Here is a 14,487-nt window from a genome sequence, read left to right on the forward strand (position 1 = left end):
AAGAAGAGAGATCGCAGCTCGCCCCACCGCTGGCAGGGCGAGCAGGACGGTCAGAGCTGGTCGCCCTTGAGGCCGGCGTAGAGGCGGGTCATTTCGTTGAGCTGGCGGAACATCGACTCGGCGTTCACCGCCACGATGGTCGGCACGAACTCCTTGGAGGCGAAGGCCTTGCTCGCGAACTGCCAGCGCGCGTCGGTCTTGCGCAGGGCGGCGGCGATTTCATCGTTCGGGGCGCCAGCGGCCTGCAGCTCTTTCATGATGGCGTCGAACTCCTTCACCGAGGCCTCGAAGTTGGCATCCAGGTTCGGCGCCTGCACGCCCCAGGCGCGCGCCATGTAGAACATTGCGGTGCGCTGGGTGAGTACACGGTTCCAGCCACTGCGGTTGATCGAATGGGAAGCGGCGTCGCCGTTGTGCTTCTCGAACAGGTCGGTGACGTGCTGGGCCTGCTTCACCAGCTCTTCGGCCTTGGCCAGCACGGCGGGTGCCTGGGCCTTGTCCGGCTTGGCGGTAACCATGCCGCGGTAAGCCGTCCAGATCACCTCGACCTGCGCCAACGCCGCACGCACTTCGTCATTGGTCGGGTGGGCCTTGAGCTTGGCATGGTGATCCTCGAACAGCGCGACGCTGGTGTTGAGCTGCTTGGTAGCATCATCAACCTTCACGTCGGAGCCGATCATCATGTAGTCCTTGGCCATGATCTGCCCCAGGCTGCGCTGCAGGCCAGCCATGTTCATGGCTTCCAGCGGCGCCATCTCTGCCCAGCAGACGAAGCTGAGGAGCCCGAGGCTAAGCAGAGCGGTTTGCAGGCAACGTTTAATCAACTCGGTATCCTCATCCATGCGGTGACGGCGTGGGCAATTGAAACAGGCGAAGCACGACAGACGGTGCTGCCAGGATTTCGACGCCAGCGATGGAATCAATTCTAATCCATACGCCCGTCATTGACCTGCTGCTGCCGAGCGATAGGCGCTCCGATGACGGACGGATATGAAGATTGGTGAAGCGTGTCACATTGCCATCTGACGGCGACTCTTAATCAAGCGCCTCGATGCGCTCGCTAGCCGGCTGCGGGCGGCCGAACAGATAGCCCTGAAAATGTGAACAGCCCTCGGCCTTGAGCTGCTCGAACTGCTCGTCGGTCTCCACACCCTCGGCGGTGGTCTTGATCAGCAAGCTGCCGCTCATGCCGGTGATGGCGCGAACGATCGACAGCGCCTCGCGGCTTTTGCCCATGTCCTGCACGAAGGATTTGTCGATTTTGATGCGATCGAAGGAAAACGAGCGCAGGTAGCCCAGAGAAGAGTAGCCGGTGCCGAAATCATCCAGGGCGATGTTCAACCCTAGGGCCTTGAGCGCCTTGAGGGTTTCAATGTTGCCCTCGGTGTTTTCCAGCAGCACGGACTCGGTTATCTCCAGTTCCAGGCGCTCCGGCTCGAGCCCCGAATCGGCCAGTGCCAGGGCGACAATCTTCACTAGGTCGCTGCTCTTGAACTGCACCGGCGACAGGTTCACCGCCACCGTTTGCTTGCCGGGCCAGGTCGCCGCTTCCTGGCAGGCGAGGTTGAGCGCGCGGGCGCCCACGTCGTGGATCAGCCCGGTTTCCTCGGCGACGGGTATGAAATCCAGCGGCATGATCAGGCCGCTGCTCGGGTGCTGCCAGCGCATCAGCGCTTCATAGCCGCTAATCCGGTTGCTGCTGTGATCGATGATCGGCTGGTAATACATCTGCAGCTGGCCCATGTGCAACGCCGTACGCAGGTCCATCTCCATGGTGCGCCGGCGTCGCGCCGCGGCATCCAGCTCGGGATGGAAGTGTTCGTAACGATTGCGACCGTTGCGCTTGGCTTCGTAGAGCGCCATGTCGGCGTAGCGCATCAGTTGGTCAGCCTGCTGATGATCATCCGGGGAAATGGCGATACCGATGCTCACCCCAACCGAGAAACTGTGGCCATCGATCAGAAATACCGGCGCCACGGCGGCGATCAACCGCTCAGCTGCGCGCTTGGCATCCTCGGCACTGTCCAGGCCGTTTAGCACCACGGCGAACTCGTCGCCACCGAGCCGCGCCAGGGTGTCGCACTCGCGCAGCACCATGTTGAGGCGCTGCCCCAAAGCGCGCAGCAAGCGATCGCCGAAGGCATGACCCAAGGCATCGTTGATGTTCTTGAAGTTGTCCAGATCCAGGCACAGCACGGCAGTCAGCCCGCTTTTTTCAGCGCCGTCCTCCAGCGCCTCCCCGAGGCGTTCGGCAAACAGGGTGCGGTTGGGCAGCCCGGTCAGGGCATCGTGGTGCGCCATATGGTGGATCTGTGCGTGGGCGGCGAGCTCGTCGGTCACGTCTTCGGCAATCAGCAGCACGTAGCCCTTCTGGAATTCGGCGCTGGCGCTCTGCATTACCCGGGTACGCAGCATGCGCGGGCCGAGCTGGGTATCCAGACAATCTTCGGAGAGGTGCGGGGCATCGGCGCGAATACACTGATCCGACTGTTGTTCGATGAACTGGGCGATGGCCGGCGCCATGCACTGGTCAGCGCGGCGGCCGAGCATATCTATCGACAGGCAGCCGAACAGTTTCTCGGCTTGCGGGTTGGCCAGCAGAATCTCCCGGCTCTGGGTGTCCTGCACAATGACGCTGGCGGGAATGTTGGAAATCACCGAATCGAGAAACCGCGACAGCGTGGCCATTTCCTCGCTGTAGCTCTCCGCCAGTTCCTTGGCCTCTAGCAGCGCCAGCTCGTTCTGGCGACGCTCGGTGATATCGCGGGTGATCTTGGCGAAACCAATCAGCTGACCATCCTCGTCGTGGATGGCATCGATAACCACGCTGGTCCAGAACAGCGTGCCATCCTTGCGCACGCGCACGCCTTCAGCCTCGAAGCGTCCTTCGCTGCGGGCGGTCTCCAGCCCTCTGGCGGGGAGCCCGGACGCGCGATCTTCCGCGGTGTAGAACACCGAGAAATGCTGGCCGACGATTTCCTCGGCCTTGTAGCCTTTGGCGCGCTCGGCACCGGCATTCCAGTTCTCGACATGGCCCTGAGGATCGAGCATGTAGATCGCGTAATCGGTGACGCCCTGTACCAACAGGCGGAATCGCCGCTCCTGCTCACGCTGCTCGATCTGCAGGCGGCGCTGCTCGGTGCAGTCGCGGGTGATCTTGGCAAAACCGATCAACTGCCCGTCGTCATCGCGCACCGCATCGATCACCACATGGGCCCAGAACGAGCTGCCGTCCTTGCGCAGCCGCCACCCCTGAGCCTCGAAGCGGCCGGTGTCTCGGGCCTGCTGCAAGCCACGGCCGGGCACGCCATCGGCGCGCTCCTGCGCGCTGTAGAACACCGAAAAGTGCTGCCCGACGATCTCTGCGGCCAGGTAACCCTTGGCCCGCTGGGCACCCGCATTCCAGTTGGTGACGATGCCTTCGGGGCTGAGCAGGTAGATGGCGTAGTCCACCACACTCTGCACCAGCAGGCGGTACATCACGTCAGCATTGGGTTGAGTGGCGAGCATGGCAATCCCGCAATCTGGATAGTGAAGCGGCTCAGGGCGAGCAGCACATGCGGGCGTGCAAGGCAGCCGCAGGCCGTTCACGGGCATGGCGTTCACCAGGGGTTGCAGGAGAGTTTGCCGCGAAAGATGGCACGATGCCAGCAATTTATGACTAATCGGTCAGCATTTACCGACGGGGCGGGGAGGTATCAGAGGGACGAACATGCCCTTCTGCCGAAGCAGAAGGGCATGTGCGACAGTCAGGGCGCCTTGTTGGCCTGGGCGTTGGCTTTGCGCTTGGCCCGGCGGGAGAACATATTGAGGCCCTCGATCACGGCAGAGAATGCCATCGCCGCATAGAGGTAGCCTTTTGGCACATGAGCGCCGAAGCCTTCAGCGATCAGCGTCATGCCGATCATGATCAAAAAGCCCAGCGCCAGCATCACCACGGTCGGGTTGTTGTTGATGAAGCGCGCCAGCGGGTCGGCGGCGAGCAACATCACGGTCACGGCGGCAACTACGGCAACCACCATGATCGGCACGTGGGGCGTCATGCCCACGGCGGTGATGATGCTATCGACCGAGAACACCAGGTCGAGCAGCAGGATCTGCACAATCACCGCACCGAAGCCGACGGTTGCCGCGCGGCCAACAAACATGTCGCCTTCGGGCTCCGGGTCCATGGCGTGGTGGATTTCCTTGGTGGCCTTCCAGAGCAGGAACAGGCCGCCGGCGATCAGGATGATGTCCTTCCAGGAAAACGCCTGACCGAACAGCTCGATCACTGGGTCGACCAGTTTGACGATCCACGCCACGGTGCCGAGCAGCGCCAGGCGCAGGATCAGCGCCGCACCAATACCGAGGCGACGGGCTTTGGCGCGCTGATGCTCGGGCAGTTTGTTGGTGAGAATGGAAATGAAGATCAGGTTGTCGATGCCCAGTACCACTTCCATGACCACTAGAGTGGCCAGTGCGACCCAGGCAGCGGGGTCGCTCGTCAATTGCAGGATATATTCCACGATCACGCACTTTATGGCTGAACAGAAGGCGCATTCTGTGCTTTTGTCAGAACAACAAATATGACAATTTGCGACAAATCATTTCATTCTTGCTACACGCCTAAAACGCCCTGAAATCGGGCGCCTGCGCCGATTCACGCTACCCATTTAACAGCGAGATTCAGGCTGAACCCGGCGCCTGAAATCATGATCTTCTTGCATGCTCCGAACGTCCATTGAGCGGCGCGTTTCCCCCCTCAACCGCGCGCCAGCAAGATCACCACCGTTAGCGCCAGTGCGGCGCAGCTGATCTGCCAGAACAACAGCGGATTTTGCTCCAGCAATGGCACCCGCCCACGGCCCAGCATGGAGCGGCCAGGGTGGCGCAAGGCATGGGCGAACTCATCCGGGTCGTCGTAGCGCTTCAGCGGATCCGGGTGGCAGGCCTTGCGCAGTACATCGTCGAGCCACAGCGGCAGCTTGCGCTCCGGCTGGCCGAGCGGTGCATAACGCAGGCGCGCCTGGGCAGCACGAGTTCGCGCCCGCGCCATGCCGGCGCCGTAAGGCAGCCGGCCAGCCAGCATCTGATAGGCGATTACCGCCAGGGAGAACACGTCCGAGCGCACCGTGCCGGGCTCGCCGAGCCAGTATTCAGGGGCGCTGTATTGCGCCGTGCCGAGTATCGGGTCGTCCGCCTGGCGGCTGTCGATCTCTTGCAGGCCCGCCACGCGGGTGGCGCCGAAGTCGATGATTTTTACCGTACCGGTGGCATCGATCATCAGGTTGGCGGGGCGCAGATCCTGATGGAGCATTTCCAGCCGGTGAAAGGCGCGCAGCCCGCGGGCAATTTGCTCGACGATGCCGCGCACGGTTTCCAGGTCCGGGCGCGGGTGATCGATCATCCACTGCGCCAGCGTCTGACCTTCGATAAATTCACTGACGCCGTACAGGAAGTTGCGCTTGCGTGTCGGCGTGCAGGCCTTGAGCACGTGGGGGCTGTCGATGCGCCGGGCAATCCACTCCTCCATGAGAAAGCGCTCGAGGTAAGCGGCATCGTGCTGCAGATCCAGTGAAGGCGTTTTGATCACCACGGTGGCGCCGCTGTCTTCATCGGTAGCCAGGTACACGTGGCTGCGGGCGCTGGCGTGCAGCGGGCGGACGATGCGGTAACCGTCGAACCGCATGCGCGCTTCCAGAATCGGCGGGCATGGCAGCTCACCGAGCTTGTGCTGCAGTTCGTCGGCCTCGGCACGCGGCAGGCTGTCGACGCGCACCAGTTGCAGGGTCAGGTTGTCGTCGCTGCCATTGGCCAGGGCCCCATCGACAATGCGCTGGGCGGCCAGTTGCAGGTCGTCGATGTGTTCGGCGATGCAGTCGATCATGAAGCGCGCATCGGCGAACTCGTAAACGCCATCGGTGGCCAGCAGGAACAGGTCGCCGCTCTCGATCGCCAGCGCCTGGTAGTCGATCTCCAGCTGCGGCTGGATGCCCAGCGCATGGCTCAGGTAGCTCTTGCCCTCACCGACCCAAACGCGATGATCCCGCGTCAGCGGCTCTAGAGAGCCGTCGCGCAGGCGGTAGATACGGGTGTCGCCGACATGGAACAGGTGCGCGGTGGTGGATTTTAGCACCAGTGCGCTGAAGGTGCACACGTAGCCGCGATCCATGTCGTAGCGATGCTGGCCGCGCCGGGTTTGGGCGTGCAGCCAGGCATTGGTGGCGCTGAGTACGCGGGTCACCGAAGTCTTCACCGACCAGGCTTCGCTGGTGCTGAAGTAGTCGGAGAGGAACGCCGCCACCGCCGTTTCACTGGCGATGTGGCTGACGTCACTACTGCTGATGCCGTCAGCCAGGGCGATGGCGATGCCCTTGCTGCTTAGCTGCGGCTCATGGGGGATGCAAAGGCCATGAAAGTCCTGGTTGCGCGGCTTGCGGCCCGCGTCCGAGCACTGGCCGATGCTGACCTGCAGTTGGCTCTTCCTGCCCGTCCGGAGGTTTTCAGCAGCGGCCATCGACGGTACTCAGCTGTAGTTACGCTTGGGCGCTGTCTTCACGTGGGTGGTGTACAGGGTCAGGCCCGTGAACGCCAGGCCGCCGACCAAGTTGCCAAGTGCAGTAGGGATTTCGTTCCAGATCATGTAGTCCATCACCGAGAAATCACCGCCCATGATCATCCCGAAGGGGAACAGAAACATGTTCACCACCGAGTGCTCGAAACCCATGTAGAAGAACAGCATGATCGGCATCCACATGGCGATGGTTTTGCCGCTGACGGTGGTGGAGATCATTGCGCCGACCACACCCATCGAGACCATCCAGTTGCACAGCATGCCGCGCAGGAAAATGGTCAGCCAGCCGGCCGTGCCGAACTCGGCGTAGCCCAGGGTGCGCGACTCACCGATGTGCGAGATCCTCTCGCCGATATCCCCGGCCTCCTTGGAGAACCCGTAGGTGAAGACGAACGCCATCATCACAGCGACCGTCAGTGCACCGGCGAAGTTGCCGGTAAACACCAGCCCCCAGTTGCGCAGCACGCCACCGACGGTGACCCCTGGGCGTTTATCGAGCAGCGCCAGTGGCGCGAGGACGAACACCCCTGTGAGCAGGTCGAAGCCCATCAGGTACAGCATGATGAAACCGACCGGGAAGAACGCTGCACCAAGCAGCGGCGACCCCGTCTGCACGGTGATGGTGATGGCGAACACCGCCGCCAGGGCCAGAATCGCACCGGCCATGAAGGCACGGATCAGGGTATCGCGGGTCGACATGAAGATCTTCGACTCGCCGGCATCCACCATCTTTGTGACGAATTCGGCAGGAACCAGGTAGGACATGGAGAGGCTCTCTTTTCAGATATGCAAACAGGAATGAGGGGGCGAATGGGCCGGGGTGCCTGCTTGGCGTTCTTCTCCGGCCTTCGCGGTAAGTCGTCGAGCGTTCAGCCCGCCAGGCCGATTTCCACCGTGTCGCCATTGAGCCGTACCGGCCACACGCGCAGGCGCTGCTCCGGGTACTCGAGACAGGTGCCGTCGACGAGGCGGAAATGCTGTTTGTAGAGTGGCGAGGCGATCACCAGATCACCCTTGATCTGGCCGATCAGGCCGCGGCCGATGACGTTGGCGCCGGATTTCGGGTCGCGGTTTTCCACCGCGAACAGTTGCTCGCCAGCCTCGCTGTGGGGCAGATGGAACAGCGCGATCTGCGCACCCTCGAGCCAGGCCACCACGCCGGAATTGGCGACCAGATCCCCGCTGCTGCACAGCGGTTTCCACCTGGTGGCTGGAAGCGATTGGGCACGCACGGCGTTGGACTGGCTCATCAGAGCACCTCCTCGGTAACGGGAATCAGGTGAAGTTCACTAGCGGTCATGGGGCGGCGCTGGCCACGTTCCTTGACGAAGTGGATGTCCGGGTCGGCGCGCTTATCGTTGACGAAGGTGCGGAAGCGCTTGAGCTTCTCCGGGTCCTTGAGGGCACCGGCCCACTCGCATTCGTAGCGGTCGACCACCAATTGCATCTGCGCTTCCAGCTCGGCGCCGAGGCCCAGGCTGTCGTCGAGGATCACCGCCTTCAGATAATCCAGGCCGCCCTCCAGCGACTCGCGCCAGACCGACGTGCGCTGCAGCTTGTCGGCGGTGCGGATGTAGAACATCAGCACGCGGTCGATGGTGCGGATCAGCGCTTCGTCATCCAGGTCGGTGGCGAACAGCTCGGCGTGACGCGGGCGCATACCGCCGTTGCCGCACACATAGAGGTTCCAGCCCTTGTCGGTGGCGATCACGCCGATGTCCTTGCTCTGCGCTTCGGCGCACTCACGGGTGCAGCCGCTGACCGCGAACTTGATCTTGTGCGGCGAGCGCAGGCCCTTGTAGCGATCCTCCAGGCGCAGCGCCATGCCGACGCTGTCCTGCACGCCGTAGCGGCACCAGGTGCTGCCCACGCAGGACTTCACGGTACGCAGCGACTTGCCGTAGGCGTGGCCGGTTTCAAAGCCTGCGGCGATCAGCTCGCTCCAGATCTCCGGCAGTTCGTGCAACTGAGCGCCGAACAGGTCGATGCGCTGACCGCCGGTGATCTTGGTGTAGAGGTCATATTTCTTCGCCACGGCGCCGATGGCGATCAACCCGTCCGGGGTGATCTCGCCACCGGGAATGCGCGGCACCACCGAGTAGGTGCCGTTCTTCTGCATGTTGGCCATGAAGGTGTCGTTGGTGTCCTGCAGCGGGATCAGCGACGGATCGGTGATCGGCTGGTTCCAGCACGACGCGAGGATCGAGCCGACTGCCGGCTTGCAGATATCGCAGCCGGTGTGGCCGCGGCCATGCTTGGCCAGCAGCTCCTCGAAACTGAGCACGCCTTCCACCCGGACGATGGCGTACAGCTCCTGGCGGGTGTGGGCGAAGTGCTCGCAGAGGCTCTTGTCCACGGCCACGCCACGGGCGCTCAGCTCGTGCTCGAAGACCTGCTTGAGCAGCGCGCTGCAGCCGCCGCAGCCACTGCCGGCCTTGGTGATGGCCTTCAGCTCGCCAAGGTCGGTGATGCCGGCGTCGACCTGGCAGCACACCGCGCCCTTGCTGACGTTATGGCAGGAGCAGATGGTTGCGGTATCCGGCAGCGCATCGGCGCCCAGGGTCGGCGCGCCGTCGGACAGCGGCAGAATCAGGCTGGAAGGGTCGGCCGGCAGCTTGATGCCGTTCTGGGCGTACTGCAGCAGCGTGTCGTAATAGCTGTTGTCGCCGACCAGCACGGCGCCGATAACGTGCTGGCCATCCGCCGAGACCACCAGGCGGCGGTAGCTGGCATTAGCTTCGTCGATATAGCGGTAGCTCTTGGCGCCCGGCGTAGCCGCGTGGGCATCACCTATGGAGCCGACGTCGACGCCAAGCAGCTTGAGCTTGGTCGACATGTCGGCACCAGTGAACAACTCATGGGGCTGACCGGCCAGCTGCGCGGCGACGTTACGGGCCATGGCATAACCCGGCGCAACCAGGCCGAAGACCATGCCATTCCACGACGCGCATTCGCCGATGGCGAAGATCGCCGGGTCGCTGGTGCGGCAGTCATTGTCGACCACCACGCCGCCGCGCGGGGCGATGTCCAGTCCCGCGGCGCGGCCCAGGGCGTCCTGTGGGCGAATGCCGGCGGAGAACACGATCAGATCGGTTTCCAGATACTCACCGCCGTTGAATTTCATCCGGTAGGCGTATTCCTCACCGATGACGATCTCCTGGGTGGCGCGCGACAGGTGCACGCCAACACCAAGAGCCTCGATGCGGGCGCGCAGGGCATCGCCACCGTCGACATCCAGCTGCACCGGCATCAGCCGCGGCGCGAATTCCACCACGTGGGCTTCCAGGCCGAGAGATTTGAGCGCGTTGGCCGCCTCCAGACCGAGCAAGCCACCACCGACCACCACACCACGGCGGGCTTTGGTCGCGGCGGCGCGGATGCCGTCGAGGTCGTCGAGGGTGCGGTAGACCAGGCGCGAATTGCCCTCGGCGCCAGGGATCGGCGGTACGAACGGATAGGAACCGGTGGCCAGCACCAGCCGGTCGTAGCCGCGACGGCCCTTGGTGGTGATGACTTCGCGGTTCTCGCGGTCGATCTCCAGCACCTGCTCGCCGAGGTGCAGGTGCAGGTGCACGCCGTTGCGGGCGTAAAGATCAGACCCACCAAGGGCCAGGGCTTCGGCATCCTTGCCGGAGAAGTACTCGGACAGGTGCACACGGTCATAAGCGCGCTGGCGCTCTTCGCCATACACGTGCACCTGATAGCGATGCAGGGCGCCGCTGGCGATCAACTGCTCCACACAGTGGTGGCCGACCATGCCGTTGCCGATGACGATCAGGTTCTCGCGCTTGATCGATGTGACGATGGAATTCATAGCCTGCCCTCTGTCTGCTGCGGTATCACGGTTTTCTGCAACGCAAAAAAAAGACGCCTGGAGCTGTTGTCAGCTTCAGGCGTCTTTGCCTTGGATTCAGTTATGTGGGGTGAGATCAGGTCATGACCTGTTCACCGGCCCCATTGATGATGGGTGCACAAGCTGAATAGCAGGTTGCATGCCAGGATTTCGCGAGTGTCCGCAGGGACTGTAGGGACGGGGCTTTCAGCCCTTTGACGAGGGGAAATGCCGGCGACTGGCGCGAACCAATATGGGGCAACCTACGCCAAAGCTCACCACTTCAGGGCAGGCAGAGCGCACCTCACTACGCTCGGCCATTCTCCATGAGTTCTGGAGCAAGTCCGGGGCGGCGCTGGAGGCGTCTCGCCAGGCCTATGAACACTTCAAGGCAAGAGCGGCCGGTGAGCATGTAGGAGGGGCTTTAGCCCCGGGCTTTATTAGGGCGCGAAGAGCTCGCGGCTAAAGCCGCTCCTACAAAATCGCGACCGGCCGCTCTCACCACCTAGAAGCCAAAGCCGCAGAATGCCGTCTAGGCGCCAGGTAAGAGCATGTCGCCTGTCAACGCTCCCACGGCGGAGGCGGCTCCTGATCCTTGGGCTCGTCGTCGGCATTAAGCGCCGCCTGGCGGCGCGCTTCATCAGCCAGGGCGGCCTTGATCTCGCGCATCACCGCATCGATATCGGCCTCTTCCTCGGGGTCATCGAACTCACCGGTCAGCACACTTTCCGGGGTCAGCTTGCCGTCTTCGTAGAGCGCCCACATTTCCTTGGCGTACTTGGTGAATTTGAGCTCCGGGGCGAACTGACCGAAATAAGCAGCCATGTTGCCGACGTCGCGCTCGAGCATCTTGAAGGCGTGGTTGTTGCCCGCCGCATCCACCGCCTGGGGCAGGTCGATGATCACCGGGCCTTCCGGGCCGAGCAGCACGTTGAATTCCGACAAGTCGCCGTGCACCAGGCCGGCGCAGAGCATCTTGACGATCTCGTCGATCATGAACGCGTGGAATTCACGGGCGTCGTCGGGGTGCAGGTCAACGTCGTTGAGGCGCGGCGCTACGCCACCCTCGCCGTCGGTAACCAGCTCCATAAGCAGCACCCCCTCGAGAAAGTCGAAGGGCTTGGGCACTCGAACGCCAGCGTTGGCCAAGCGAAACAGGGCTGCCACTTCGGCGTTCTGCCAGTTCTCTTCCTGGTTCTTGCGCCCGTGCTTGGAACCTTTGGCCATGGCTCGGGCGTCGCGGCTGTTGCGTACCTTGCGGCCTTCCTGATACTCGGCGGCCTGGCGGAAACCGCGCTTGTTGGCCTCCTTGTAGACCTTGGCGCAACGCAACTCGGTACCGCAACGCACAACATAGACCGCTGCTTCCTTGCCGCTCATCAAAGGGCGAATCACCTCGTCCACCAGGCCGTCTTCGACCAGGGGCTCAATGCGTTTTGGCGTCTTCATCAGCTTTTATCAGGGTCCTCGGTGGTCTATGCGGCCCTTTTATACGGCAATCTTCCGGCAGCGCACAGCCTCTAGGGAAAATGCGCGACCACAGAACGTTTGAAAGCCTGATTGGCACTGGTGCGAGACGGAGCAGGCGCCGACAATCGAGGCACTGTTACAGGAGATGAGCATGTCGGATGAGCGCCAGTGGCAAGCCGTATGCGAGCGCGATGCCACACAGGATGGCCAATTCGTGTTCGCCGTGCGCTCGACCGGCATCTACTGCCGCCCCAGTTGCCCGGCACGCCGGCCGCTGCGCCAGCATGTCAGTTTCTACAGTGAGCCGTCGCTGGCTGAAGCGGCAGGCTACCGCGCCTGTAACCGCTGCTCACCGAGAGGCATCAGCCCAGCCGAACAACTCGACGCGCTGGTGACCGCAGCTTGCCGCCTGCTCGATGGCGACGGCAAGCCGCCGACGCTGGGTGAGCTAGCTGCGCGAATTGGCCTGTCACCCTCGCACTTGGCCAGAGCCTTCAAAGCCCGCACAGCAATGACGCCAAAGGCCTGGGCTAACACTCGCCGCCGTGAGCGCCTGGAGCAGGCGCTGCCTCAGGCTGACTCAGTGCTCGATGCTGCGATGAACAGCGGTTACTCCAACACCCGAGCACTGTATGAACGAGCCGGCGGCGTAAGCGCAGCCAGCCGACGCAAAGGTGCCATCGGGGAAACGCTGCGTGTGGCCGTGGTGCCCTGCCCGCTCGGCTATCTGCTACTGGCAAGCAGCGAAAAGGGACTATGCGCCCTACTGTTTGGCGAGTCGCAGAGCGCGCTGGAAGCAGAATTGCGCCAGCGCTTTCCACAGGCAACGCTGCAGGCTGACGATGGATCGCTAAAGGATTCGCTGAGTGAAGTGATAAGGCAGATGGAAGAGCCCGAGCGCGCGGCCAATCTACCGCTGGATATCCGCGGCACCGCCTTTCAGCAACAGGTCTGGCAGGCCCTGCGAGCCATTCCGGCAGGAGAAACGCGCACCTATGGCCAATTGGCCGCAAGCCTCGGCAGCCACCCGCGCGCCATTGCCCGCGCCTGCGCCAGCAACCCGCTGGGTCTGCTGGTGCCCTGCCACCGCGTTACCGCCGCCGATGGCAGCCTCGGCGGCTACCGATGGGGCGTGGCGCGTAAGGCCGCGCTGCTGAAGGCTGAAGCTGAAAACGCTCAGCCGCGAAGAATGACCGGGCAAACTCCCCACCCGTAGCCTGGCGTTGAGCGCAGCGATACCCAGGAAAGCGGTTCCCGGGTGCCGCTACGCTCGCCCCGGGCTACTTGTCGATTGCCTCAGCGTTCCAGAATCGCCGTCACGCCCTGCCCGCCTGCGGCGCAGATGGAGATCAGGCCGCGCCCCTCGCCCGCCACCGAGAGCAGCTTGGCCAGGTTGGTGACGATACGGCCGCCGGTTGCAGCGAACGGATGGCCAGCGGCCAACGAGCTGCCTTTGACGTTGAGCTTGGCGCGGTCGATGCTGCCCAGCGCCTGCTCCAGCCCCAACTTCGTGCGGCAATAGTCGGCGTCTTCCCAGGCTTTCAGTGTGCACAGCACTTGCGCGGCAAATGCTTCGTGGATTTCGTAGTAGTCGAAATCCTGCAGGGTCAGGCCATTGCGTGCCAGCAAGCGCGGCACCGCATACACCGGCGCCATCAGCAGCCCTTCGTCGCCTTTGACGAAATCCACCGCCGCCGCCTCGCCATCACGCCAGTAGGCAAGAATCGGCAGCCCGCGGGCCTTGGCCCATTCCTCGCTGGCGAGCAGCACCAGGGATGCGCCATCGGTGAGTGGCGTCGAGTTGGCAGCGGTCAGGGTGCCGCGCTGGCCCTGTTCGAATACCGGCTTTAGCTGGGCGATCTTCTGCGGGTCAATGTCAGGGCGCAGATTCTGGTCGCGGGTCAGGCCGAGAAACGGCGTCATCAGGTCGTCCTGCCAGCCTTCGGCGTAGGCAGCAGCCAGCTTGCGATGGCTTTCCACTGCCAGTTGATCCTGCTCGTCACGGGGGATTGCCCAGTGCTGCGCCATCAGCTCGCAGTGCTGGCCCATCGACAACCCGGTGCGCGGCTCGCCATTGCGCGGCAGCGACGGCGCCAGGTGGCGTGGGCGTATCTGCAAGAGCGTCTTGAGCTTGTCGCCGGTGCTCTTCGCGCGATTGGCTTGTAACAGGATCTTGCGCAGACCTTCATTGACGCCGATCGGCGCATCCGAAGTGGTATCGACGCCGCCGGCGATACCGCAGTCGATCTGCCCCAAGGCGATCTTGTTGGCGACCAGCAGCGCGGCCTCAAGCCCGGTCCCGCACGCCTGCTGCAGGTCATAGGCCGGCGTTTGCGGCGACAGGCGCGAGCCGAGCACGCATTCGCGGGTCAGGTTGAAATCTCGCGAGTGCTTGAGCACCGCGCCGGCCACCACCTCGCCAAGGCGCTCGCCATGCAGGTTGTAGCGTTCGATCAGGCCGTCCAGCGCGCTGGTGAGCATCGCCTGATTGCTGGCGGTGGCGTAGGCGCTGTTGGAGCGGGCGAAGGGAATACGGTTGCCACCAACGATGGCGACCCGGCGCGGCAGGCTCATGTACGGCTCCTTGCAGGTAATATTCTGCGGCACATTAGGGTGCCGATTTACCGAC

At 63.2% G+C, this 14,487-nt stretch carries 10 protein-coding genes; 1 reads left to right on the forward strand and 9 read right to left on the reverse strand.

All coding sequences use genetic code 11. From position 1 onward, the window contains the following. Nucleotides 1-50: 50 nt before the first annotated feature. From BUC40_RS03445 to BUC40_RS03480, 8 genes are all read right to left on the reverse strand, one after another. Complete coding sequence (locus BUC40_RS03445; RefSeq protein WP_073263859.1) at nt 51-824, reverse strand: type IV pili methyl-accepting chemotaxis transducer N-terminal domain-containing protein; 774 nt, start codon at nt 822-824, stop codon at nt 51-53. Nucleotides 825-1,035: 211 nt separating this feature from the next. Next, nucleotides 1,036-3,510, reverse strand: a complete 2,475-nt coding sequence (locus tag BUC40_RS03450) for a sensor domain-containing protein (RefSeq protein ID WP_073262622.1) — start codon at nt 3,508-3,510, stop codon at nt 1,036-1,038. 239 nt (nt 3,511-3,749) lie between these two features. Beyond that, a complete protein-coding gene (locus BUC40_RS03455) occupies nt 3,750-4,508 on the reverse strand; it encodes a TerC family protein (protein WP_073263861.1) in 759 nt (252 codons plus the stop codon). 236 nt (nt 4,509-4,744) lie between these two features. Then, a complete protein-coding gene (locus BUC40_RS03460; RefSeq protein WP_073262624.1) occupies nt 4,745-6,499 on the reverse strand; it encodes a bifunctional protein-serine/threonine kinase/phosphatase in 1,755 nt (584 codons plus the stop codon). Between the two features lie 9 nt (nt 6,500-6,508). Further along, nucleotides 6,509-7,321: a formate/nitrite transporter family protein gene (locus BUC40_RS03465; RefSeq protein WP_073262626.1), complete on the reverse strand. Its 813-nt coding sequence runs from the start codon at nt 7,319-7,321 to the stop codon at nt 6,509-6,511. Nucleotides 7,322-7,425: 104 nt separating this feature from the next. After that, nucleotides 7,426-7,806, reverse strand: coding sequence for a nitrite reductase small subunit NirD (nirD, locus tag BUC40_RS03470; protein ID WP_073262628.1), 381 nt, complete (start codon nt 7,804-7,806; stop codon nt 7,426-7,428). Next, nucleotides 7,806-10,370, reverse strand: coding sequence for a nitrite reductase large subunit NirB (gene nirB / locus BUC40_RS03475; protein WP_073262630.1), 2,565 nt, complete (start codon nt 10,368-10,370; stop codon nt 7,806-7,808). Before nirB ends, nirD begins: the two co-directional genes overlap by 1 nt. A 579-nt stretch (nt 10,371-10,949) precedes the next feature. After that, the gene (locus BUC40_RS03480; protein WP_073262632.1) at nt 10,950-11,837 is read right to left on the reverse strand and encodes a PA4780 family RIO1-like protein kinase; all 888 of its coding nucleotides are present in this window, start codon (nt 11,835-11,837) and stop codon (nt 10,950-10,952) included. Nucleotides 11,838-12,009: 172 nt separating this feature from the next. On the opposite strand from BUC40_RS03480, the gene ada reads away from it, so the two are divergent. Then, nucleotides 12,010-13,074, forward strand: a complete 1,065-nt coding sequence (gene ada, locus BUC40_RS03485; protein WP_073262634.1) for a bifunctional DNA-binding transcriptional regulator/O6-methylguanine-DNA methyltransferase Ada — start codon at nt 12,010-12,012, stop codon at nt 13,072-13,074. A gap of 80 nt (nt 13,075-13,154) precedes the next feature. On the opposite strand, the gene BUC40_RS03490 is transcribed toward ada, so the two are convergent. Further along, complete coding sequence (locus BUC40_RS03490; protein ID WP_073262637.1) at nt 13,155-14,432, reverse strand: acetyl-CoA C-acetyltransferase; 1,278 nt, start codon at nt 14,430-14,432, stop codon at nt 13,155-13,157. Nucleotides 14,433-14,487 lie beyond the last annotated feature (55 nt).

Source organism: Phytopseudomonas punonensis (assembly GCF_900142655.1).
GTDB classification, from domain to species: Bacteria; Pseudomonadota; Gammaproteobacteria; order Pseudomonadales; family Pseudomonadaceae; genus Aquipseudomonas; species Aquipseudomonas punonensis.